A 23,516-nucleotide genomic window follows, 5' to 3' on the forward strand; every position below is an offset into this window, starting at 1 on the left:
TGAATCAACATGCCGACTCTCCGCGCGAGAGGCCGCGTGACGAAATGAGCAAACGGCGCGGCCGGTGCGCCGTTGCTCATCCCGTGTGGAGATGGGCAGCGGCGAGAGCGGCCTGGTTGTCCCAACCGACGTTCGGATTGGAGGGCGGGCAGAACGGGCCAGGGCCGTGTCCGTCGAAGCCGGCGGCTGCGAATTGATTCATCAGCGCTGCAAGGCGATCGATATTGCCCGCGTCCCAGGGCGAGGCGGCGCCAGGACCACTTGGCGCGGGCGCCGGCGGATCGGTCACCGTCATGGTCTGTGACGCCGATGTGGCAGCTTCGCCGGACGTCGTGTTGCTCGCCGTCACCGTGAGCGTCGCGACCGGATGGTCGGTGCCCGTATAGCTCGACGACAGCGTCAGCCCGGTGAGCGGTTGGCCCGTCGTGGAGGCGCCTTCGGCAATGGTCCAGGTGGTGGTTCCGTCGGATTGAAGGCTGCTGGTGACGGTGTTTCCGGCCGGAGCCGTGATCGACTCGTAGCTCGGCAAGCCGCTGATGCTCACCGACAGTTGGTCGTCGGAATCGACGGGCGTCGCGGTGATGCCCAACGCCACTGATCCTCCGGCGTTTACCGTCAGCGAATTGCTGCTGATGCTCAGCGTCGGACTCTCGGGTGCCCCGTCCTGATCCACCGCCAGCACAGCCGCTCCCGCAGCGGCCGTCCCGAACACCTGGATGGGCGCCGCCGTCGCGGCGTTGTTGGGACCGGTCAAGCCCAGCGAAGCCGTGATCGTGCTCAGAAGATTGTAGTGATTGTAGGCGGTGTTGTAGTTTCCCGGCACCACGTTGGCGCCATAAAACAGAGTTGGAATCGTGTTGGCAGCGGCCTCGGAGGTCGAATCGTCATTCTCGTCCCAGGTCACGACCAGCAGCGAATTGTTGTTGACCGCCCACTGAGCATAGGCGCTCAGGTTTTGCTGAAGCCATGTATCGCCTTGCGCGATCGTCCCATCGTGCATGTCGTTACTCACGCTGGGAATGACGTACGAGACGGTCGGCAGGCTCGAATAATTGCCGTTGGCAAAAAGCGACGGGAAGCTGGTGAAATCGGTTTGAACCGTGCGGCCTTCGGGGAATGAAACCCAGGGGTCATGGTTGAAGTCGCTGCCAATCCCGCCCTCGTCCACATAGCCCGTGAACGAGTAACCGCCGTTTTTCAGCACCGTGTACAGCGTTGGATCCGGAAGGCTGTAGGAGTTGTCATCGGTGGTGCCGAATGTCGAGCCGGCATAGAGGGCGAAATAGTCCGGTTGGCTCGGATGGGCCTCCGCCGTCATGTTGGTCAGCGACGCGCCGCCGGCCATCAGGCTGTTGATGTAAGGTGCCTGGCTGCTGCCGGCGATCTGGTCATAGTTGTGATTTTCTTCGACGACGACGACGATGTGGCTGAACTTCGGCACGCCGGTGCCGGTCGTGGTCGGGTTGACTTGCAAGGTGCCGGCGGGATTGTAGTTGGTGGCGCCGGCCAGGTTGGCAGCGTTGCCGGCGCCGTCACTGATGACCGCGCCGTTGAGGTTGAGCGAGGAGATGGCGAGATCGGACGTGGTCTGGCCTGCCGCCACCGTGTAGCTGAAGGTGAGCGCGGTGCTGCCCGTGCCGCCGGTGTAGCTCGCCGTGCCGCCATCATTGAGCGCGAGCGTCGGCGTGCCGCCGCTGGTGTTGACCGTGACGGCCTCACTGAGATTGACGGTCAAGGTGACGACCTGGCCGGTGCTCACGCTGCCGGCGCCGTTGGTGATGCCGGTGCCGGAAGCCACGATCGAAGCAATCGTCGGCGCCGTGGTGTCGATCTGCAGGGTGCCGGCGGGATTGTAGTTGGTGGCCCCCGTCAGGTTTGCGGCAATGCCGTTGCCGCCGGTGATGGTCCCGCCGTTGAGGTTGAGCGCCGAGACGATGAGATCGGCGGTGTTCTGGCCCGCTGCCACCGTGTAGCTGAAGGTGAGCGCAGTGCCGCCCGAACCGCCGGTGTAGCTCGCCGTGCCGCCGTCGTTGAGGGTGAGCCTCGGGGTGCCCCCCGCGGTATTGACCGTCACCGCCGCACTGAAGTTGACCGTCAGCGTGACCACCTTGCCGGCATTGAGATCGCCGGCACCGCTGGTGATGCCGGTACCAGACGCGACGATCGAGGCGACCGTCGTCGCCGTCGTGTTGACCTGCAGGGTGCCGGCGGGATTGTAGTTGGTGGCTCCCGCAAGATTGGCGGCGTTGCCGGCACCGTCGTTGATGGTTGCGCCGTTGAGGTTGAGGGCCGAGATGACGAGATCGGACGTGGTCTGGCCCGCGGCCACCGTGTAGCTGAAGGTGAGCGCAGTACCGCCCGAGCCGCTGACGTAGCTCGCCGTGCCGCCATCATTGAGGGTGAGCGTCGGCGTGCCACCGGTGGTGTTGACCGTGACCGCCTCGCTCAGATTGACGGTGAGGGTGACAACCGCACCCGTGCTGACATTGCCGGTGCCGCTGGTGATGCCGGTGCCGGTCGGAACGATCGACGCAATGGTCGGCGCCGTCGTATCGATCTTGAGCGTGCCCGCCGGATTGGCGTTGGTGGCACCTGCAAGGTTCGCGGCGTTGCCGCCGCCATCGCTGATGGTCGCGCCGTTGAGGTTGAGCGCGGAGACGATGAGATCGGCCGTGTTCTGGCCTGCCGCCACCGTGTAGCTGAAGGTGAGCGCAGTGCTCCCCGTGCCGCCGGTGTAGCTTGCCGTGCCGCCATCGTTGAGGGTCAGCGTCGGCGTGCCGCCGGTGGTGTTGACCGTCACCGCCTCGCTGAAATTGACCGTCAGCGTAACCACCTTGCCGGCATTGAGATTGCCGCTGCCGCTGGTGATGCCGGTGCCGGAGGCCGCGACCGACGCAATGGTCGGCGCCGTCGTATCGATCTGCAGGATGCCGGCGGGATTGTAGTTGGTCGCACCCGTCAGGTTGGCGGCAACGCCGTTGCCACCGGTGATGGTTGCGCCGTTGAGGTTCAGCGATGAGACGATCAGATCGGCGGTGTTCTGCCCCGCCGCCACCGTGTAGCTGAAGGTGAGCGCGGTGCCACCCGATCCGCCGGTATAGCTCGCCGTGCCGCCATCGTTGAGTGTGAGCGACGGCGTGCCACCGCTGGTATTGACCGTTACGGCCGCGCTGAAGGTCACCGTGAGCGTGACCACCTTGCCCGCGTTGAGATCGCCGGCGCCGCTGGTGATGCCGGTGCCCGAGGCTGCGATCGAGGCAACCGTCGTCGCCGTCGGGTTGACTTGCAGGGTGCCGGCAGGATTGTAGTTGGTGGCGCCGGCCAGGTTGGCCGCATTGCCGGCGAGGTCGTTGACGACCGCGCCGTTGAGGTTGAGCGAGGAGATGGCGAGATCGGCCGTGGTCTGACCCGCCGCGACCGTGTAGCTGAAGGTGAGCGCGGTGCTGCCCGTGCCGCCGGTGTAGCTCGCCGTGCCCCCATCGTTGAGGGTGAGCGTCGGTGAACCGCCGCTGGTGTTGACCGTGACGGCCTCACTCAGATTGACAGTCAAGGTGACAACCGCACCCGTGCTGACATTGCCGGTGCCGTTGGTGATGCCGGTGCCGGTGGCGGCAATCGAGGCGATCGTCGGCGCCGTTGTGTCGATCTGCAGGATGCCGGCCGGATTGTAGTTGGTCGCCCCCGTCAGGTTGGCGGCATTGCCGCTGCCATCGGCAATCGTCGCGCCGTTGAGGTTGAGCGCCGAGATGATGAGATCGGCGGTGTTTTGGCCTGCCGCCACCGTGTAGCTGAAGGTGAGCGCAGTGCTCCCCGAGCCGCCGGTGTAGCTTGCCGAGCCGCCATCGTTGAGGGCAAGCGACGGCGTGCCGCCGCTGGTGTTGACCGTCACAGCCGCGCTGAAGGTCACGGTCAGCGTGACCACCTTGCCCGCGTTGAGATCGCCGGCGCCGCTGGTGATGCCGGTGCCCGAGGCCGCGATTGAAGAAACCGTCGTCGCCGTCGGATTGACCTGCAGGGTGCCGGCGGGATTGTAGTTGGTGGCGCCGGCCAGGTTAGCGGCGTTGCTGGCTCCGTCACTGATGACCGCGCCATTTAGATTCAACGATGAGATGGCGAGATCGGCCGTGGTCTGGCCTGCCGCGACCGTGTAGCTGAAGGTGAGTGCGGTGCTGCCCGTGCCGCCTGTATAGGTTGCCGTACCGCCATCGTTGAGTGTGAGCGTCGGTGTGCCGCCGGTGGTGTTGACCGTGACGGCCTCACTCAGATTGACAGTCAAGGTGACAACCGCACCCGTGCTCACACTGCCGGTGCCGTTGGTGATGCCGGTGCCGGTCGGGACGATCGAGGCGATCGTCGGCGCGGTGGTGTCGATCTGCAGGACGCCGGCGGGATTGTAGTTGGTCGCCCCCGTCAGGTTGGCGGCAATGCCGTTGCCACCGGTGATGGTCCCACCGTTGAGGTTGAGCGCGGAGACGATGAGATCGGCGGTGTTCTGCCCCGCCGCCACCGTGTAGCTGAAGGTGAGCGCGGTGCCACCCGATCCGCCGGTATAGCTCGCCGTGCCGCCATCGTTGAGCGTGAGCGACGGCGTGCCACCGCTGGTATTGACCGTTACGGCCGCGCTGAAGGTCACGGTGAGCGTGACCACCTTGCCCGCGTTGAGATCGCCGGCGCCGCTGGTGATGCCGGTGCCCGAGGCCGCAATCGAGGCAACCGTCGTCGCCGTCGGGTTGACTTGCAGCGTGCCGGCGGGATTGTAGTTGGTGGCGCCGGCCAGGTTGGTGGCGTTGCCGGCTCCGTCGTTGATCACGGCGCCGTTGAGGTTGAACGATGAGATGACGAGATCGGATGTGGTCTGGCCTGCCGCCACCGTGTAGCTGAAGGCAAGCGCGGTGCTGCCGGAGCCGCTGACGTAGCTTGCGGTACCGCCATCGTTGAGTGTGAGCGTCGGTGTGCCGCCGGTGGTGTTGACCGTGACGGCCTCACTCAGATTGACAGTCAAGGTGACAACCGCACCCGTGCTCACGCTGCCGGTACCGTTGGTGATGCCGGTGCCGGTCGGGACGATCGAGGCGATTGTCGGCGCGGTGGTGTCGATCTGCAGGATGCCGGTCGGATTGTAGTTGGTCGCCCCCGTCAGGTTGGCGGCATTGCCGCCACCACTGATGGTCGCTCCGTTGAGGTTGAGCGATGAGACAATGAGATCGGCGGTGTTCTGGCCCGCCGCCACCGTATAGCTGAAGGTGAGCGCAGTGCTGCCCGAGCCGCCGGTATAGCTTGCCGAGCCGCCATCGTTGAGCGCGAGCGACGGCGTGCCGCCGCTGGTGTTGACCGTCACGGCCGCGCTGAAGTTCACGGTGAGCGTGACCACCTTGCCCGCGTTGAGATCGCCGACGCCGCTGGTGATGCCGGTGCCCGAGGCCGCGATCGAGGCAACCGTCGGTGCCGTTGCCCCGGAACCCTGGACGGCGATCTGGGTGACCACCGTCTGCCACCAGCCGTTGGCCACGTATTCGTTCGAGATCCAGAACCCGTTCGGGTTGTTCGGATCGGCGATAGCGGTCGAATAGGTGCCCCAGCGCTGGTCGTTCAGAGTACCGGAATCGAAAAACGTAGTGCTCGCCTGGTAAAGCGTCGGCGCGGTGAAGGCGGAAGCCCCGGCGCCGAGCACCGTATAATAGTCGGAAGGATACATGTTCGACCCGGAGGCCGAGAAATTGATGAGCACGTCGCCGTTCTGGTCGACCGCAATCGAAGGATTGAATACGGCGACACCCGTGCCAATCGACGCGCCGGAAATGACGTTCCCGATGACATATTGCGGATTCGTGGGGTCGGTGACATCGAGCTTGAACCACTCGATTTGCGCGAGCCCTCCCGCGCTAGGCATGGCTTCGCTCACGCCGTAGACGTAATTGTGTCCTCCGGACGAGGTGTAGGCAAGGCTCTGGATGCGTCCGTCGTTAATGTCGAGCTTCTTGGTCGTGCCCAACTGCGCGGTGGTGAAGTTGCTTCCGCCCCCTCCCACATCGGCGTCGCCGAGGAAAATCGTTTGGGTCGCGCTGAAGCCATGCGTCGGATCGTACGTTTGATATGTGAGCGTGGTCTCCCTCGCGTCCGAATGGGCGCTCAAATAGTAGGTCACCCCGTTGTCGCCGGCGACATTGCGCATGATGCTGGCGGTGCTAGGCACGCTGGTGCTGGCGTCGGGCGTGATCGCGCGGTTTCCGGCGGCTATGACGCTACTTTCGTTGACGATAAATTCGCCGTTGCTGTAGCCGCCTCCCGCGTCCAAAAATTCGGGCGTGGAGACGTAGATTTTGCCGTTGCTGACCGACAGATAGGGCATGTCCGACTGGGTCGTTCTGCCGTTGGACGTGTCGATCGAAGCCAAATACCAGCCGTCGCTCGGATTGCTGTCCACCGACACGGCGATATCGACATTGGTGGCGAAATTCCCGCCGCCCGGTTGAAAATTATCCGCGGTGACCACGTAGCGGCCGGTCGAACCGTCATAGACGGCGCGCGCGTCGAGAAGGGCGTTGTCAAGCGTGCCGCCAAGCGGCGCGAACAAGCTGTACAATGACCCGTTGGATACGATTGGATTGCCGCTCAGGTCGGTGATCGCGTAGTGAGTGGTCTCCGCGGTGAAAATGTAATTCGGCCCGACCGCCAACGCATTTTGGGGCGGAGTGTTGGTCCGGTCGGACAATCCGGAGAATGACCGAGTGACCGAGGTGGACGCTCTCGCCGGTGTCGCCGAATAGAGGTTGAGTGCCGGTACGCCGGCGCTGGCGCCGATCGGTGCAGCGCCGTACAGGCTTTCGATCGTGGCAAGCAGGGAATACGGGTCTGTCGGCGAGTCGTTGACGGCTCCGGCCGGGACGCCCCCGCCGACGACGATTGCCGCAACGTGACTGGGGTAGGTCACCGCTGGATTGGTGTTGTTTTCGTCGAAGGTGACGATCAGCAGCGAATTGTTGGCCTGCGCCCAGGCGGCGTAGGCGGAGAGATTGGCCTGGACCCAGGCGTCGCCGGCCGGAATCCCGCCGCCGTTGTCGCTCGTCGGCGTCATGTTGTCGGCGTCGTTGGGCGAAACGTAGGAAACGGTCGGAAGGTTGGCAAAGCCGGCCGCGGTCTGAGGAAATGCGCTGAAATCGTGAGCGGTGCTGGCCGAATTGGCGAAGTGGATCCAAGGCTGGCGCTCGGGATCCGCCGTGGTTTCGGCGTAACCGCCGAAGGTGTAACCGCTGGCGGCGAGCGTGCTCGCCAGCGTCGGCACGCTGGCCGGAAGCTGGGGAAAGTTGCCGTTGGTGGTGATGCCCTGCGTCGAGCCGGAAAACAGGGCAATGTAATTGGGCTGGCTCGGATGAGTCACACCGTTGTAGTTGGTGAGCAGCATCCCCTGAGCGATCAGCGAGTTCAGGTAAGGCGCCTGCGAACTCCCTACGATGTCGGAATAGTTCTCGTTTTCCAGGGAAAGGACGACGATGTGGTTAGGTTTGGCGGCGGTGGTCGGGTTGACCTGCAGGGTGCCGGTCGGATTGTAGTTGGTGGCGCCGGCCAGGTTGGCCGCATTGCCGGCGAGGTCGTTGACGACCGCGCCGTTGAGGTTGAGGGCCGAGATGGCGAGATCGGACGTGGTCTGGCCTGCCGCGACCGTGTAGCTGAAGGTGAGCGCGGTGCTGCCCGTGCCACCGGTGTAGCTCGCCGTGCCGCCATCGTTGAGTGTGAGTGTCGGCGTGCCGCCGGTCGTGTTGACCGTGACGGCCTCGCTGAGATTGACGGTCAGGGTGACGACCCCGCCGGTGCTCACAGTGCCGGTGCCGTTGGTGATGCCGGTGCCGGTCGCGACGATCGAGGCGATCGTCGGCGCCGTGGTGTCGATCTGGAGGATGCCGGCGGGATTGTAGTTGGTCGCCCCCGTCAGGTTGGCGGCAATGCCGTTGCCGTCGGCAATCGTCGCGCCGTTGAGGTTGAGCGCCGAGATGACGAGATCGGCGGTGTTCTGGCCCGCCGCCACCGTGTAGCTGAAGGTGAGCGCGGTGCTGCTGGTGCCGCCGGTGTAGCTCGCCGTGCCGCCATCATTGAGAGTCAGTGATGGCGTGCCGCCGCTGGTATTGACCGTCACGGCCGCGCTGAAGGTCACAGTCAGCGTGACCACCTGGCCCGCGTTGAGATCGCCGGCACCGCTGGTGATGCCGGTGCCCGAGGCCGCGATCGAGGCGACCGTCGGTGCCGTTACGTTGACCTGCAGGGTGCCGGTCGGATTGTAGTTGGCAGCTCCCGCAAGATTGGCGGCGTTGCCGGCTCCGTCGTTGATGGTTGCGCCGTTGAGGTTGAACGCCGAGATGGCGAGATCGGACGTGGTCTGGCCCGCCGCCACCGTGTAGCTGAAGGTGAGCGCAGTGCTGCCGGTGCCGCCGGTGTAGCTTGCCGTGCCGCCGTCGTTGAGGGTGAGCGTCGGCGTACCACCGCTGGTGTTGACCGTGACGGCCTCACTCAGATTGACGGTCAAGGTGATGATCCCGCCGGTGCTGACGTTGCCGGTGCCGTTGGTGATGCCGGTGCCGGTCGGGACGATCGAGGCGATCGTCGGCGCGGTGGTGTCGATCTGCAGGATGCCGGTCGGATTGTAGTTGGTCGCCCCCGTCAGGTTGGCGGCATTGCCGCTGCCATCGGCGATCGTCGCGCCGTTGAGGTTGAGCGCCGAGACGATGAGGTCGGCGGTGTTCTGGCCCGCCGCCACCGTGTAGCTGAAGGTGAGCGCGGTGCTCCCCGTGCCGCCGGTGTAGCTCGCTGTACCACCGTCATTGAGGGTGATCGTCGGTGTGCCGCCGCTGGTGTTGGCCGTCACGGCCGCGCTGAAGTTCACCGTCAGCGTGACCACCTTGCCGGCGTTGAGATCGCCGGCACCGCTGGTGATGCCGGTGCCGGAAGCCACGATGGAAGAGACCACAGGCCCGGTCGGCGTTGAGTTCTGGATCGCGATCTTGGCGACCGACGTCTGCCACCAGCCGCTGGCGACGTATTCGTTCGAGACCCAGAACGCGTTCGGACTATTCGGGTCGACAGTGGCCGACGAATTGACGCCCCAGCTCTGGACGCTGGCGCCATCGCCCGCGTTGAAGAAACCAGTACTCGCCTGGTACAGGATGGGGGCGCTGAACGAGCCCACGGGATCGCTACCACCCTGGAAGACGTAGTAGTCCGCCGGGTACATGTTCGGGCCGCTGGCGGTGAAGTTGATGAGGACATCGCCCGCGGTGTCCACCGCGATGGATGGATTGAACGTCGCCACACTGGTGCCGATCGCGGCGCCCGAGATATCGCCCTGCGCCACGAGGGACGGCGCGCTGGGATTGCTGACATCGATCTTGAACCAATGGACCAGCGGCACGCTGGAGCCGGTCGGCTTCATCTCGGCTACGGCGTAGAGGAAGCCGTTGGCATAGACCATGCTGGCGATCCGGTTGTCGCCGGCATCGAGCGGGAGGCTGGTCCCCTGCTGCTGGGCCGTGTAGCTGCCGCCCTGGTCGATATTGCCGAGGTTGACGGTGCTGGTCGTGCTGAACGTATTCGTGGCCTTATCGTAGATCTGCACGGCGACGACGATCTGACCTCCGCTGGAGAAGTCGCTCGCGTAGTAAGTCTTGCCGTTGTTGCCGGATGCGACGGCAAATTTGCCCTGGGTCGACGGCATGGCTTCGCTCGCGGTCACGCTCAACGTGCCGCCGCCATAGATCCCTCCGCCCGCGCCGGCGGTATCGCCGATGACCCAGTTTTCGGTGCCGGCATAACCGGACGCGCTGGTATTATACTGTGCTGTCGAGATGTAGACGTTCGAACCGTCGACCGCCAAAATCGGGCGGTCGGAGTCGGTCGGCTGACCGCCGATCGTGATGGTTGTATTGAGCTGCGAGAAGGTCCAGCCGTCGTTCGGATTGGAATCCTTGGAGACCGCGATATCGATGGACGTCGTGACGCCATCCGGCGCCAGGTACTCCATGATCGCGACGAAGCGCTGATTGACGCTGTCGTACGCGACGCGCTGACCATAGAGGCCGCCGGTTGGCGATAGCGGCGAGAAGAAGCTGTAGACCGACTGCTGGGTTGGTGATCCGCCGGCCAGGTTGGTCCATTCAATCTGCCCCCCGTCGATCATCACGACGTAGTTCAGCCCGACGGCGAGGCCGCTATCCGGGGGATAGGTGCTGGTGTCCAATGGCCCGGAGAACGATGTCTGGATCTGAGAGGAATAGGTCATGTTCCTGCTCCGTCTATCCAAGCTTTCAATGAGGATCAGATGCCGACGTCTACATGAGGTTTTTGCAGCGAACGTTATTCCAGCACCACGCACGCCCATGCCGGTTGCAAGACGCTAGATCTTGCAAGCCGTGGCGCTAATGTCCGACAGCCTCTCGGGCAACTTGTCGCAGTGTACCATCACGACGGACCACTTTGAGACCTCAATGGGGGTACTCCCTACCGGGTCCGAGTGTCCGCTCGATGCCAACCTTGTCGCGCCTATGCTGGATCTCTCGTCCTGCTGGCGCAGAACAGCCGCACCCAAGCAGAGCCCTGCCGAGGGCAGCGAGCGGCGACTGGACTGAGCTGCGTGCGCAAAGCCACGATTGCGGATGAGACTCGACCGCCGATGGACGTGGACCTATCTCCGCTTTGGCAGTCCAACGTAGGGAAGCCATTCTGTCATGTGAGATGCGACGGCCGCGTTACGTGCCCGCCTGAAGAGCTCTTCGCGCTCCCTGCCGTCGGGCAATCGATAGGCCTCTTCGCGTAGACGCCTGGCTTCCTCAGCCAATTTCTCTTCGAACGAGCGTTCGCAGTCTGCTTGGAGCATCATGGGCCCGGCTCCATGCCCACAGAGTTTCATTCAACCGTTTGCAGAAGCTTCCGTTCCCGTTTTTCAAGTGTTCACGCAGAGAAGGGCAAAAGCAGGACCTGCGGGGCAGGGCCCTTGACGCAACTGACGGCGCGACCCTGCTCTTGCCTTCGCGTGGGGCGCGATCTCAGGCGCGCCTACTCGTCGTCCTCGTCGTCTTCTTCCTCGTCTTCGTCTTCATCCTCGTCGTGGTCTTCTTCGACCTGGATGAGAGTGGCGAGCGGCAGCGTCTCGCGGAAGAGGTCGCCTTCCATGCCCATCCAGAGGCAGAGCACGTCGTCGCCCTTGACCTCCGCGACGGTCAGCGGCTGGCCGCCCGACTTCAGCATGACGATATCGCCGGCTTTCAATTCCATGGATTGTCCTTTCGAGTTGATCGATCCGGACCACAGCTAGCAATTTGTCATGACACGCCGAACACGGGGGAGGGGCGGTGCGCATGACGCTCGCGGGCTGCAGGTGGGCCTGCATGGTTCGAGATGCCCGCTCACGCGGGCCCTCACCATGAGGGGCTGACATCTTGCCGGGGAACGAGACCTCATCCTGAGGAGCCCGCGTAGCGGGCGTCTCGAAGGATGGCCACAGGTGAGGTGCGTGCCAGGCTCTGCGCTGTCATCGCACGCATCCCGACGATGGCATCATGCGCCTGTTTTGCCCGACGGGTCAACGTGTCTTCGTAAAATCCGTAGTCCGTCGGATTTGCAGCAGTCGCCTACTGTGCATGGGGTTGTTTTCGGGATTCAGCCCGGCACGAGCTCGGTCAGCGAGCGGATGATGCGGTCCGGCTTGACGGTCGAGCCCTCGGGCAGGCCGTCGCCATGCACGTCGATCCAGATCGCGTAGATGCCGAGCCGCTGCGGGGTGACGACTTCCCATTCCAGATTGTCGCCGATCATCCAGGTATCATCAGCGGTGACGCCGAGCGCCTCCATCGCGTGCAGATAGGCGCGCTCCTCCGGCTTGCCGAAACCGTGCTCGCCCTCGATCTGGATGTGGTCGAAGCGATGGGTCAGCTCGAAGCGCTCGACCTTGGCGCGCTGCATGTCGGCGGCGCCGTTGGTGACCAGCGCCAGCTTGACGCCGTGCGCCTTGAACGCGTCGATCGCATCATGCGCGCCCGGAAAAACGAAGATCGCTTCCTCGCGATAGGTGGTGAAGCGGTCGGCGAGGCGCGCGGCGAGATCGTCGGAGAGGGCGCGGTGGCCGCTGGCGGCAAGTGCTGCGAAACCGCCGCGCACCGTGAGCCGTCGTGCCTCGCCGAGTTTCATCCGCCACTCGGCGCCTGCGGTCGACCAGAACTGCCGCGCATAGGCCAGAACGGCTGATGCGACCTGTGCCGGCGGCAGCGGTCCGAGCTCCTCGGCGAATTCCTCGGCGATCGTGTTCCACGCAATCTCGGGCCGGCCATAGGCCGACAGGATGGTGTCGTCCATGTCGATCAGCATGGCGCGGGGCAGGGGTCTCATTGCAGGCTTCGTCGTTGTCATGGCCATTTCACCTCCGGCGGCAGCGACGACAGGATCGAATCCACATTGCCGCCGGTCTTGAGCCCGAAGATGGTGCCGCGGTCGTAGAGCAGGTTGAACTCGACATATCGGCCGCGACGGATCAGCTGCTCCTCGCGGTCTTCAGCGGTCCAGGCGCTCGCGAAATTCCGTCTGACAAGTTCGGGATAGATCTTGAGGAAGGCGCGGCCGACATCCTGCGTGAAGGCGAGGTCGGCGTCCCAGTCGCCGCTGTCGTGCCAGTCGTAGAAGATGCCGCCGATGCCGCGCGCCTCTTTCCGGTGCGGCAGATAGAAATACTCGTCGCACCACTTCTTGTACTTGTCGTAATCGGCAACGCCGTTCGGTCCGGTGCAGGCTTCCTTCATCGCGGCGTGGAAGGCGAGCGTGTCCGTGTCCTCCTGCGTACGCCTTCGGTCGAGCACCGGGGTGAGATCGGCGCCGCCGCCGAACCACGCCTTGGTGGTGACGACGAAGCGCGTGTTCATGTGCACGGCCGGTACGTGCGGATTGCGCAGGTGGGCGATCAGCGAGATGCCCGAGGCCCAGAACCGCGGGTCTTCTGCGGCGCCCGGAATCTGCGCGCGAAACTCGGGCGCGAATTCGCCGTGCACGGTCGAGCAGTGCACGCCGACCTTCTCGAACAGGCGGCCCGACATCATCGACATCACGCCGCCGCCACCCTTGGCCCCGCTGTGATCGGTGCGCTGCCACGGCGTGCGCGCAAAGCGGCCGGCCTCGCCGGGATAGAGGCTTTGCGGCGCGTCATCCTCGAGCCGCTCGAAGTTTTCGCAGATGTCGTCGCGCAAGCGCTCGAACCAGCTGCGCGCGCGGGCCTTGCGGTCTTCGATCAGTGTTGGGTCCAAAGTGGATGTCATGCGGTTAGTCCTGCGGACCGTAATAGGTGCAGCTCTCGTTGCAACTGTCGCGGTGGATGCTGACGCGGGTCAGCTTGCCGATATGGGCGAGCCGTTCCCAGACGAAGCGCGACAGGTTCTCCAGCGTCGGTGTGCCGAGCGCCTCGATCTTGTTGAGGAACTTGTGGTCGAGCGTCAGCCGCACCTCCTCGATCGCGCGCTGGAGCAGGCCGAGATCGACCACCATGCCGGTCGCAGGGTCGGGCGTGCCGCGCACCGTCACTTCGGCGCGGAAGGAGTGGCCGTGGATCTCTTCGCTATCAGCACCAAAGGTCGTCCCCTTCAGCGTATGCGCCGCCTCGAAGCGGAACGATTTCGTCAATTCCCACATCTGTCCGTTCAGTCCTATCTGATGCCGAGCGATTTATGCGTCTGCACGCTCAGCCGCCATTGCGGATGGCGCAGGCAATAGTCGATCGCGCGCGCGGTGTTCTCGATGACCTCGGGCCCGTCCATCGGCTGCAGCGAGAAGCGCTCGAAAGCGAGGCTCTCGAAACTCTCGGGTGCGGCGAGGGCCTGCGGATAAACCAGCTTCAGCTCGTGCCCCTGGCGCAGCACCAGCTCGCTGCCGCCCTTGGGGCTGACGCAGATCCAGTCGAGGCCCTCGGGCGGAGCGACCGTGCCGTTGGTCTCGACGCCGATCTCGAAGCCGCGGGCATGCAGCGCCTCGACCAGGGCGTCATCCACCTGCAGCAGCGGCTCGCCGCCAGTCAGCACCACGTAGCGGTTGTCGGTGGAGGCCGTCCATTGCGCGGCGATGGTGTCGGCGAGTTCCGCGGCCGTGGCGTAGCGGCCGCCGAGCGTGCCGTCGGTACCGACGAAATCCGTGTCGCAGAACTGACATGTCGCGCCGGCGCGGTCCACCTCGCGGCCGCTCCAGAGGTTGCAGCCGGCAAAACGGCAGAACACGGATGCGCGCCCGGCATGGGCGCCTTCGCCTTGCAGGGTCAGGAAGATTTCCTTGACCGCGTAACTCACTGGTCTCTCCTCGTCATATCTAGCCTTGCGGGTTCCGGACCTGCCGGAGCGCTTCGCCTGCGGCCATCGCCGCGGTCATGGCGACATTGAGCGACCGCAGCCCCTCGGTGATCGGGATCACCAGCCGCGCATCCGCGGCCTCGACCACCGCGTCGGTGACGCCGGCGCTCTCGCGCCCGAATAGCAGGATGTCCGACGTCTGGTAACGGAAATCGCGGTAGTCGGTGGCACCTTTGGTGGTGAACAGCAGCAGCCGGTAGTCGTGTGCCGCCCGCCACTCCTCGAATTTCGACCAGGAATCGTGCCTGACGATGCTGACGTGGTCGAGGTAATCCATTCCCGCCCGGCGGAAATGCCGGTCGGAGACCGGGAAGCCGGCGGGTTCGATGATGTGGGCGTCGATGCCCAGACAGGCGCACAGGCGGAGAATCGTGCCGGTGTTCTGCGGGATGTCGGGTTGGAAAAGTGCGATCTGCATGGGCGGTGACGGGTCTGTTGTGGGCCGGAAATGTCTCAATAAAACATCGCTGGCCGCGGAATTCGTGCATTGCACGCTCCCGCGCCGTTAGCGGGCTTGCGCTCGCCCTGCAAGGGTGCCAATAGAACGATTCTGGACTGCTGTTTTTCGCCTTGTTTTGGTGGGGACAAGCCAAGTTCTGCCGCCGCGGGGGGCCGCGGGCGCCGGCAGACTGTTCCGGGGACCTTGGGGGCTCCTGGAGCGGTTCCGTCGGCAGCATAAGAAGAAAGGGTTGGAATCGTGACGACAGCGTCTTCGGCGGACCATCCGACACGCCGTGATTTCTTATTCGTTGCAACGGGGGCAGCTGCAGCAGTAGGGGGCGCAGTCGCGCTCTGGCCCTTTATCCATCAAATGAATCCGGACGCCTCGACCATCGCCGCCGGTGCGCCGATCGAGGTCGATCTGAGCCCCGTCGCGGAGGGACAGGACATCAAGGTGTTCTGGCGCGGCAAGCCGATCTACATCAGCCACCGCACCAAGAAGCAGATCGACGAGGCGCGCGCCGTTCCGGTGGCGAGCCTGCCCGATCCGCAGTCCGACGAGGCCCGGGTCAAGGCCGGCCACGACCAGTGGCTGGTCGTGATCGGCATCTGCACCCATCTCGGCTGCATCCCGATCGCCCATGAAGGCAATTACGACGGGTTCTTCTGCCCCTGCCATGGTTCGCAGTACGATTCGTCCGGCCGCATCCGCCAGGGGCCCGCGCCCGCGAACCTGCCGGTGCCGCCGTACCAGTTCGTTTCCGACACCAAAATCCAGATCGGCTGAGCTTCGGACCCGCGTCCGAAGCCTCGAACCGTCTCGTCGTATTATTTCCTCAGGATCGCATCATGAGCGGACCATCCGAATTCAAGCCGAGCAACCCGGCCCTGCAATGGATCGAGCGACGTCTGCCGATCATGGGTCTCGTGCACTCCTCCTTCGTCGTCTATCCCACCCCGCGTAACCTGAACTACTGGTGGACGTTCGGCGCCATCCTCTCCTTCATGCTGGGGATGCAGATCCTGACCGGCGTGATCCTGGCGATGCACTACACGCCGCATGCCGATCTCGCCTTCAGGTCGGTCGAACTGATCGTTCGTGACGTGAACTTCGGCTGGCTGCTGCGCAACATGCATGCCTGCGGCGCGTCGATGTTCTTCTTCGCAGTCTACGTCCACATGCTGCGCGGCCTCTATTACGGCTCCTACAAGGAGCCGCGCGAGGTGCTCTGGATCCTCGGCGTCATCATCTATCTCCTGATGATGGCAACGGGCTTCATGGGCTACGTGCTGCCGTGGGGCCAGATGAGCTTCTGGGGCGCCACCGTCATCACCAACCTGTTCTCCGCCATTCCCTATGTCGGCGAGAGCATCGTGACGCTGCTGTGGGGCGGCTATTCGGTCGGCAACCCGACGCTGAACCGCTTCTTCTCGCTGCACTACCTGCTGCCGTTCCTGATCGCGGGCGTCGTCGTGCTCCACGTCTGGGCGCTGCACGTGGCCGGCCAGAACAATCCCGACGGCGTCGAGCCGAAGACGGAAAAGGACACGGTGCCGTTCACGCCGCATGCGACCATCAAGGACGGCTTCGGCGTCGCCTGCTTCCTGCTGCTCTACGCCTGGTTCATCTTCTACATGCCGAACTATCTCGGCGACGCCGACAACTACATTCCGGCGAACCCGGGCGTGACGCCGCCGCACATCGTGCCGGAATGGTATTACCTGCCGTTCTACGCGATCCTGCGCTCGATCCCGAACAAGCTCGCGGGCGTGATCGGGATGTTCTCGGCGATCATCATCCTGTGCTTCCTGCCCTGGCTCGATGCCGCCAAGACCAAATCGTCGAAGTATCGTCCGCTGGCCAAGCAGTTCTTCTGGATCTTCGTCGCGGTCTGCATCCTGCTCGGCTATCTCGGTGCGCAGCCGCCGGAAGGCATCTATGTGATCGCCGGCCGCGTCCTGACGGTCTGCTACTTCGCCTACTTCCTGATCGTGCTGCCGCTGCTCGCGCGCATCGAGACGCCGCGGCCGGTCCCGAACTCGATCTCGGAGGCGATCCTCGCCAAGGGCGGCAAGGCCGTGGCCTCGATCGCGGTCGCGCTCGTTGCTGCCGGTGCGCTGTTCGTCGGCACCTTGCAGGATGCCCGCGCCGAGGAAGGCGGCATCAAGCCGCCGGGCAACAACTGGTCGTTCGCGGGCCCTTTCGGCAAGTATGACCGCGGTGCGCTCCAGCGCGGCCTGAAGGTCTACAAGGAAGTCTGCTCCAACTGCCACGGCCTGTCCTACATCGCCTTCCGCAACCTCGCGGACGCTGGCGGCCCCGGCTATTCGGTGGCGCAGGCGGCGGCGTTCGCCTCCGACTACAAGATCAAGGACGGTCCGAACGATGCGGGCGACATGTTCGAGCGTCCGGGCCGCCCGGCCGATTACTTCCCCTCGCCGTTCCCGAACGAGCAGGCCGCGCGCGCAGCGAATGGTGGCGCGGCGCCGCCCGATCTGTCGCTGATCACCAAGGCGCGTTCCTACGGCCGCGGCTTCCCGATGTTCCTGGTCGACTTCTTCACCCAGTACCAGGAGCAGGGCCCGGATTATGTCTCGGCGGTGCTCCAGGGCTTCGAGGACAAGGCGCCGGAAGGCGTGAGCATCCCGGAAGGCTCGTACTACAACAAGTTCTTCCCGGGCCACGCCATCAAGATGCCGAAGCCGCTCAGCGACGGCCAGGTGACCTATGACGACGGCTCGCCGGCGACGGTCGCGCAGTACGCCAAGGACGTCACCACGTTCCTGATGTGGACTGCCGAGCCGCACATGGAAGCGCGCAAGCGCCTTGGCCTCCAGGTTTTCGTGTTCCTGATCATCTTCGCGTTCCTGATGTACTTCACCAAGAAGAAAGTCTGGGCCGACTCGCACTGAGCGGCCGACGCGAAACGAGACTGAAGAAGCCCCCGCAAGGGGGCTTTTTTGTTGCACGCGCGCGTGTGTAGTTCGGCGCGATTGCCTATCGCGCGCGCAGCCGCCAAAATACCGCCAACCGCTCCCCAGCAACCCATCGGAGGACACCATGGGAACCGCCATCACCTTCAAGCGTCCGGACGGCAAGGACGCCTCGGGCTATCTCGCCAACGCCGCGCGCGGCAACGCGCCGGGCGTGGTCGTGATCCAGGAATGGTGGGGCCTGTCGGACCAGATCAAGGGCCTGTGCGACCGCTTCGCGCTCGCCGGCTTCGATGCACTGGCGCCCGATCTCTACAAGGGCAAGGTGGTGCCGTATCACGACACGGATGCGGCCGGCAAAGAGATGAACTCGCTCGATTTCATGGATGCCACCACGCAGACGGTGCGCGGCGCCACGCAATATCTGTCGCGCAACGGCGCCAAGGTCGGCTTGACCGGCTTCTGCCTCGGTGGCGCCGTCACCATCATCGGCTCGGTGCATGTGCCGGAGCTCGCCGCCGGCGTCGTGTTCTACGGCATTCCGCCGGAGCAGGCGGCCAAGCCCGCCGACGTCAAGATCCCGCTGCAGGCCCATTTCGCCAACAAGGACGATTGGTGCACGCCGGAGCTGGTCAACGGCTTCGAAAAGGCCATGAAGGCCGCCGGCAAATCGCTCGAGCTGTTCCGCTATGACGCCGAGCACGCCTTCGTCAACGAGCAGCGCCAGGCCGTGCACGACCGCGAAGCCGCCGAGCTCGCCTGGGGCAGGGCGACGGAGTTTTTCCGGAAGCATCTGGGGTAGCCTCCGTAGCCCGTCGTGCGGGGTGGCGCCCTTGACGCCGTCCCCGCGCCATGGTGAGTATCCGCCCCATGAGCACCGCAGCCCGCCCATCCCGTCGTTGGTGGCGCACCTCCTAAGAGGTGGCCGGTGCGATTTATTTTCCCAAGATCGCTAGAGGTCGCCAGCACAGTGCGGCGGCCTGATCGTTTGTCCTGTGTGGCGTTCCCTCGGCAAGTTTCGTAAGAGGACCACATGAACAGGACAGTCTTTGCCCTCCCGGCCAGAAGCGATTACGTCACCCGCGGCGGTCTCGCGATCACGCGCGTGGCCGAACAGTTCACCGGCCACGCCGACCGGCTCGACGATCTTATCAGCCTGCTCGACCGTCGCCGTGGCGTGGTGCTGTCCTCGGGCACGACCGTGCCGGGCCGCTACGAGAGCTTCGACCTCGGTTTCTCCGATCCGCCGCTCAAGCTCGAAACCACCGGCGTCAATTTCAAGCTCGAAGCGCTCAATCCGCGTGGCGAGGTGCTGATCGCCTTCCTCGCCGACGTCTTGCGCGAGCCCTGCGTCGTGATCTCCGAGAAAACCACGACGCGGCTTGCAGGCCACATCATCCGTGGCGACGCGCCGATCGAGGAAGACCAGCGTACGCGGCGCGCCAGCGTGATGTCGCTGGTGCGCGATCTCGTCGCCGCTTTCTCGTCCAATGATGACGGGCTGCTCGGCCTGTTCGGCGCCTTCGCCTACGACCTCGTCTTCCAGATCGAGGACCTCGTGCAGAAGCGCCCGCGCGAGAACGATCAGCGCGACATCGTGCTCTACGTTCCCGACCGCTTGCTCGCCTATGACCGCGCCACGGGGCGAGGCGTCGTGCTCAGTTACGATTTCGCGTGGAAGGGCAAATCGAGCGAAGGCCTGCCGCGCGAGACGGCCGAGAGCCCGTATCTGAAGACGGGGCGCCAGGGCTTTGCCGATCACGCGCCTGGCGAATATCAGGCCACCGTCGAGACTGCGCGCGCGGCCTTTGCCCGCGGTGATCTCTTCGAGGCCGTGCCCGGCCAGCTCTTCGCCGAGCCGTGCGAGCGCTCGCCGGCCGAAGTGTTCCAGCGCCTCTGCGTCATCAACCCGTCGCCCTATGGCGCGCTGATGAATCTCGGTGACGGCGAATTCCTCGTCTCCGCTTCTCCGGAAATGTTCGTGCGCTCCGACGGGCGCCGCGTCGAGACCTGTCCGATCTCGGGTACGATCGCGCGCGGCACCGATGCGATCGGCGATGCCGAGCAGATCCGCCAGCTGCTGAACTCGGAGAAGGACGAGTTCGAGCTCAACATGTGCACCGACGTCGATCGCAACGACAAGGCGCGCGTCTGCGTCCCCGGCACGATCAAGGTGCTGGCGCGGCGGCAGATCGAGACCTATTCAAAGCTGTTCCATACCGTCGATCATGTCGAAGGCATGCTGCGTCCCGGCTTCGATGCGCTCGACGCCTTCCTCACCCATGCCTGGGCCGTGACCGTCACAGGTGCGCCAAAGCTCTGGGCGATGCAGTTCGTCGAGGATCACGAGCGCTCGCCGCGGCGGTGGTATGCCGGCGCGATCGGCGCGGTGAATTTCGATGGCAGCATCAACACCGGTCTCACCATCCGCACCATCCGCATGAAGGATGGTCTCGCCGAGGTCCGCGTCGGCGCCACCTGTCTGTTCGACTCCGATCCCGCCGCGGAAGACCGCGAATGCCAGGTGAAAGCCGCAGCCCTGTTCCAGGCGCTGCGCGGCGATCCACCGAAGCCGCTGTCCGCGTTTGCCCCCGATGCCACCGGTTCGGGCAAGCGCGTGCTGCTGATCGACCATGACGACAGTTTTGTGCACATGCTCGCCGATTACTTCCGTCAGGTCGGCGCCAGCGTCACCGTGGTCCGCTATGTGCATGCGCTCGACATGCTCAAGCAGAAGAGGTGGGACTTGCTGGTGCTGTCGCCCGGCCCGGGCCGCCCGGAGGATTTCGGGATCAAGACGACGATCGACGCTGCGCTTGAGAACAAGCTGCCGGTGTTCGGCGTCTGCCTTGGCGTGCAGGCGATCGGCGAATATTTCGGCGGCGAGCTCGGCCAACTCACCCATCCCGCGCACGGCCGGCCGTCACGGGTCCAGGTGCGCGGCGGGCGCTTGATGCGCAATCTGCCGAACGAGATCGTGATCGGTCGCTACCATTCGCTCTTCGTCGAACGCGACAGCATGCCGGATGTTCTGAGCGTCACTGCCAGCACAGAGGATGGCGTCGCCATGGCGCTGGAGCACAAGACCCTGCCGGTCGCAGGCGTCCAATTTCACCCGGAGTCGCTGATGTCGCTCGGCAACGAGGTGGGCTTGCGGATTGTCGAGAACGCGTTCCGGCTGGATGCGCCGGTCAATTGAGAGGCACCAATGACCTTTGACCACGACCTGAAGGCGAGCGTCCGCACCATCCCGGATTATCCCAAGCCGGGGATTATGTTCCGCGACATCACGACCTTGCTCGCGGACGCACGCGCCTTCCGCCGCGCGGTCGACGAACTGGTGAACCCCTGGGCCGGCAACAAGATCGACAAGGTTGCCGGCATGGAGGCGCGCGGCTTCATCATCGGCGGCGCGGTGGCGCATCAGCTCTCGGCCGGCTTCGTGCCGATCCGCAAGAAGGGCAAGCTGCCGCACACCACCGTGCGCATCGCCTATTCGCTGGAATACGGCATCGACGAGATGGAGATGCACATCGATGCGATCCAGCCCGGCGAGCGCGTGATCCTCGTGGACGATCTCATCGCCACCGGTGGCACCGCGGAAGGTGCGGTGAAGCTGCTGCGCCAGATCGGCGCCAATGTCGTCGCCGCCTGCTTCATCATCGACCTGCCCGATCTCGGCGGCGCCGCCAAGCTGCGCGCGATGGACGTGCCCGTGCGTACGCTGATGACGTTCGAGGGGCATTGAGCAGCCGCCGCGGCGATCGTCAGATCGCCTCGGCCTTCAGCTCCGTCAGCCAATGCAGCATGCGCTCCTTCAGCAGCGCGTTCCTGACATAGGCGCTTTCCTCATCTTCCAGCCGTTCGCATTCGCTGAAGGTCAGGCCGGCCTCACCATGCGCCTTCCAGGCGGCCTGGAGGCTGCGGCAGGGGTGGCTGCCCTGGCGCAGGGTGAACCAGATGCGGTTCTGGATGGTCTCCAGGTTCGGTGCCTGGCCGACCCAGGCCTCGCCTGAGGCCGCGCAGCGGACCACATAGATGCCCGCAACGGTCTTCCGCTCCTTGTAGGCGGCGATGGCTGCTTTCCGGTCGATGCTCACGGCTGGGCCCTGGCTGGAGGGGACGTTGAAGCCCGCCTCATTAAGCCCAACGTGGCCAGTCGTCAATATTATCCGGGTATAATTTGTGGCCTAAGAGCGTTGCAGGATCAGGCTGAGCTCAAGTTCGCGGAAGGCGAGGTAATTGCGCCGGGTCCACTGGTGCAGTTCGGTCGAGGAATCCTTCTCCTGGCGCAAATAGCCGGTGAAGGAGAAGTTCAGCCGGTCGATATAGGTCTTGAGGAAGCCCGGCAGCGCCGGCAGGCGGAACAGCCGGCCGCCGGCCATCGCGGGCGGCAGCTCGCCGCGGATGACGAACTCGTTGTCGACGGTGATCAGGTTGATCCGCGGGATCTGCTGGCGCAGCATCTCATGGGCGCGGGCGGAGACACGGTCGGTGTCGGCGACGAACAGGATCATCGGCGCCACATGCCGGCGCGCCGCTTCCTTGAGCAGGCCGATCTCTTCGGTCATCTTGAAGAATTCGTCGAAGGCGTGGAAGCCGAGGTCGATGACCTTGGCAAGCCCGTCATCGACGATGACGCGGTCCATCAGCTGCATCTTGCCGTAGGTGTCGACGACGTCAGCGGTTTCCGTGACCTTCGGCAGATAATCGAGCAGCGACGGTTCCTTCAGATTGACGTCGAAGGCCGTGACGTTGCCGTTCTTGAGCAGCAGGAATTCGGCAAGCAGCCGCGCCAGCAGCGTCTTGCCGACCTGCGGGCGGGGCGAGCAGATGATGTAGAGGGGCGTCGCGGACATCGACAGCTATATCAGGCCAACTTGCCGCCCAATCCAGCCGTATCAGCCCGGCCTGCGCAACTATTTTTCGCTGTTGCGGGAGGTGGGCTTCGAGCCGACGATGTCTGTCAGCCGGATCCGGTCGAATTCGCTCCAGACGTTCGCCAGCCAGTGCCGGACATAGCCGCGCAGCACGAACGAATAGTTCGCAGCCTCGTCGTTGATGCCCTTGTTGGCGACGAATTTCAGGAACGGAACGGACGAGACCTCGACCTGTTCATAGGCCATTTCGTTGAGCTTCGGGATCGTCAGCTCGGTCGCATCCTTGATGCGGTGGAAGTAGGAATTGTAGGTGGCCTGGTCCCACTGGAAGAACTGGGTGTCGTTGATGAAGTTCTTTACCAGGAAATATTTTGCGCCGGTCATGAACCCGGCCGTCTCGGCGATCTCCTCGAGCGAGGCGATCGAGGGGCCGAGGATGTGGAACACCGCAAAGGTGATCTGGCCGGCCTTGGCGGCATCGAGGAAGCCGATGTCGCGCAGCGACGCCAATGCCGGCGAGAGCAGGCCGGCGCGGACGTCGATCACGGTCACCGACGGGCTCACGGCGTTCAGCGTGTCGAAGATCTTCATCTGGTCCGACGTCGTCGTCATGTCGACGATCTCGGTAATCTCCGGGTGGAAGCGCTTCAGCGTTCCGCGCGGTGACTCCGTGTCGAAGGCGCGCGTTTGCACGTTGTTGGCGGAAAAATAATCGAGCAGGGTGCGGGACACTGTCGTCTTGCCGACCCCGCCCTTGTCCGCGCCCACCACAACCACTGCCGGCTTTGCCATTGCTGTCCCCTAACGCGCCCCCGATCGCGAGGTCGCAATCGGCCGGGCCCCAAATCGATGTCCCAAGGATGTCCCAAGGAAGTCCCAAGTCTGCTGTTGGGCGCGA

15 protein-coding genes are annotated in these 23,516 nt (G+C 64.4%); 5 read left to right on the forward strand and 10 right to left on the reverse strand.

The annotated features are described in order from the left end of the window. Positions 1-76: 76 nt before the first annotated feature. The 7 genes from NLM32_RS12705 to NLM32_RS12740 form a co-directional block, all read right to left on the reverse strand. Entirely contained in the window at positions 77-10,267 is a 10,191-nt protein-coding gene (locus NLM32_RS12705; protein WP_254129313.1) for an alkaline phosphatase family protein, read from the reverse strand. Positions 10,268-11,040: 773 nt separating this feature from the next. Beyond that, on the reverse strand, positions 11,041-11,259 hold the full coding sequence (locus tag NLM32_RS12715) for a YodC family protein (protein ID WP_254129315.1): 219 nt from the start codon (positions 11,257-11,259) through the stop codon (positions 11,041-11,043). 384 nt (positions 11,260-11,643) lie between these two features. Continuing rightward, complete coding sequence (locus NLM32_RS12720) at positions 11,644-12,396, reverse strand: HAD family hydrolase (RefSeq protein WP_254129316.1); 753 nt, start codon at positions 12,394-12,396, stop codon at positions 11,644-11,646. Then, the gene (gene hemF, locus NLM32_RS12725; RefSeq protein ID WP_254129317.1) at positions 12,387-13,286 is read right to left on the reverse strand and encodes an oxygen-dependent coproporphyrinogen oxidase; all 900 of its coding nucleotides are present in this window, start codon (positions 13,284-13,286) and stop codon (positions 12,387-12,389) included. The genes NLM32_RS12720 and hemF overlap by 10 nt, the downstream gene beginning before the upstream one ends. A 4-nt stretch (positions 13,287-13,290) precedes the next feature. Continuing rightward, complete coding sequence (locus NLM32_RS12730) at positions 13,291-13,656, reverse strand: 6-carboxytetrahydropterin synthase (RefSeq protein ID WP_254129318.1); 366 nt, start codon at positions 13,654-13,656, stop codon at positions 13,291-13,293. 14 nt (positions 13,657-13,670) lie between these two features. Beyond that, the gene (gene queE / locus NLM32_RS12735; RefSeq protein ID WP_254129319.1) at positions 13,671-14,303 is read right to left on the reverse strand and encodes a 7-carboxy-7-deazaguanine synthase; all 633 of its coding nucleotides are present in this window, start codon (positions 14,301-14,303) and stop codon (positions 13,671-13,673) included. Positions 14,304-14,322: 19 nt separating this feature from the next. After that, positions 14,323-14,781 carry a tRNA (cytidine(34)-2'-O)-methyltransferase gene (locus NLM32_RS12740; RefSeq protein ID WP_254129320.1) on the reverse strand — a complete coding sequence of 153 codons (459 nt, stop codon included), beginning with the start codon at positions 14,779-14,781 and terminating at the stop codon, positions 14,323-14,325. A gap of 279 nt (positions 14,782-15,060) precedes the next feature. On the opposite strand from NLM32_RS12740, the gene petA reads away from it, so the two are divergent. The 5 genes from petA (at position 15,061) to NLM32_RS12765 (ending at position 21,486) form a co-directional block, all read left to right on the forward strand. Continuing rightward, on the forward strand, positions 15,061-15,591 hold the full coding sequence (gene petA / locus NLM32_RS12745) for a ubiquinol-cytochrome c reductase iron-sulfur subunit (RefSeq protein ID WP_254129321.1): 531 nt from the start codon (positions 15,061-15,063) through the stop codon (positions 15,589-15,591). Positions 15,592-15,653: 62 nt separating this feature from the next. After that, positions 15,654-17,717 (forward strand): cytochrome b/c1, encoded by a 2,064-nt coding sequence (gene fbcH, locus NLM32_RS12750; protein WP_254129322.1) that lies wholly within the window; start codon positions 15,654-15,656, stop codon positions 17,715-17,717. Positions 17,718-17,865: 148 nt separating this feature from the next. Further along, positions 17,866-18,540 carry a dienelactone hydrolase family protein gene (locus NLM32_RS12755; RefSeq protein ID WP_007607077.1) on the forward strand — a complete coding sequence of 225 codons (675 nt, stop codon included), beginning with the start codon at positions 17,866-17,868 and terminating at the stop codon, positions 18,538-18,540. A gap of 231 nt (positions 18,541-18,771) precedes the next feature. Continuing rightward, on the forward strand, positions 18,772-20,937 hold the full coding sequence (locus tag NLM32_RS12760) for an anthranilate synthase component I (RefSeq protein WP_254129323.1): 2,166 nt from the start codon (positions 18,772-18,774) through the stop codon (positions 20,935-20,937). Positions 20,938-20,946: 9 nt separating this feature from the next. Then, a complete protein-coding gene (locus NLM32_RS12765; protein WP_254129324.1) occupies positions 20,947-21,486 on the forward strand; it encodes an adenine phosphoribosyltransferase in 540 nt (179 codons plus the stop codon). 19 nt (positions 21,487-21,505) lie between these two features. Here the strand turns inward: NLM32_RS12765 and NLM32_RS12770 are convergent, their stop codons facing one another. From NLM32_RS12770 to NLM32_RS12780, 3 genes are all read right to left on the reverse strand, one after another. Further along, the gene (locus tag NLM32_RS12770; RefSeq protein WP_254129325.1) at positions 21,506-21,838 is read right to left on the reverse strand and encodes a GIY-YIG nuclease family protein; all 333 of its coding nucleotides are present in this window, start codon (positions 21,836-21,838) and stop codon (positions 21,506-21,508) included. 90 nt (positions 21,839-21,928) lie between these two features. Next, entirely contained in the window at positions 21,929-22,597 is a 669-nt protein-coding gene (locus NLM32_RS12775; protein ID WP_254129326.1) for a hypothetical protein, read from the reverse strand. A gap of 60 nt (positions 22,598-22,657) precedes the next feature. Continuing rightward, complete coding sequence (locus tag NLM32_RS12780) at positions 22,658-23,410, reverse strand: hypothetical protein (protein ID WP_254129327.1); 753 nt, start codon at positions 23,408-23,410, stop codon at positions 22,658-22,660. Between the last annotated feature and the right edge of the window lie 106 nt (positions 23,411-23,516).

This window comes from Bradyrhizobium sp. CCGUVB14, assembly GCF_024199935.1.
Taxonomy (GTDB): domain Bacteria; phylum Pseudomonadota; class Alphaproteobacteria; order Rhizobiales; family Xanthobacteraceae; genus Bradyrhizobium.

Bases quoted from the DNA above. Each gene is read 5' to 3' on its own strand.
- fbcH (WP_254129322.1), top strand. From the start codon at position 15,654: ATGAGCGGACCATCCGAATTCAAGCCGAGCAACCCGGCCCTGCAATGG.
- hemF (WP_254129317.1), bottom strand. From the start codon at position 13,286: ATGACATCCACTTTGGACCCAACACTGATCGAAGACCGCAAGGCCCGC.
- NLM32_RS12780 (WP_254129327.1), bottom strand. From the start codon at position 23,410: ATGGCAAAGCCGGCAGTGGTTGTGGTGGGCGCGGACAAGGGCGGGGTC.
- NLM32_RS12730 (WP_254129318.1), bottom strand. From the start codon at position 13,656: ATGTGGGAATTGACGAAATCGTTCCGCTTCGAGGCGGCGCATACGCTG.
- NLM32_RS12755 (WP_007607077.1), top strand. From the start codon at position 17,866: ATGGGAACCGCCATCACCTTCAAGCGTCCGGACGGCAAGGACGCCTCG.
- NLM32_RS12715 (WP_254129315.1), bottom strand. From the start codon at position 11,259: ATGGAATTGAAAGCCGGCGATATCGTCATGCTGAAGTCGGGCGGCCAG.
- NLM32_RS12720 (WP_254129316.1), bottom strand. From the start codon at position 12,396: ATGGCCATGACAACGACGAAGCCTGCAATGAGACCCCTGCCCCGCGCC.
- NLM32_RS12765 (WP_254129324.1), top strand. From the start codon at position 20,947: ATGACCTTTGACCACGACCTGAAGGCGAGCGTCCGCACCATCCCGGAT.
- NLM32_RS12740 (WP_254129320.1), bottom strand. From the start codon at position 14,781: ATGCAGATCGCACTTTTCCAACCCGACATCCCGCAGAACACCGGCACG.
- NLM32_RS12775 (WP_254129326.1), bottom strand. From the start codon at position 22,597: ATGTCCGCGACGCCCCTCTACATCATCTGCTCGCCCCGCCCGCAGGTC.
- NLM32_RS12760 (WP_254129323.1), top strand. From the start codon at position 18,772: ATGAACAGGACAGTCTTTGCCCTCCCGGCCAGAAGCGATTACGTCACC.
- NLM32_RS12705 (WP_254129313.1), bottom strand. From the start codon at position 10,267: ATGACCTATTCCTCTCAGATCCAGACATCGTTCTCCGGGCCATTGGAC.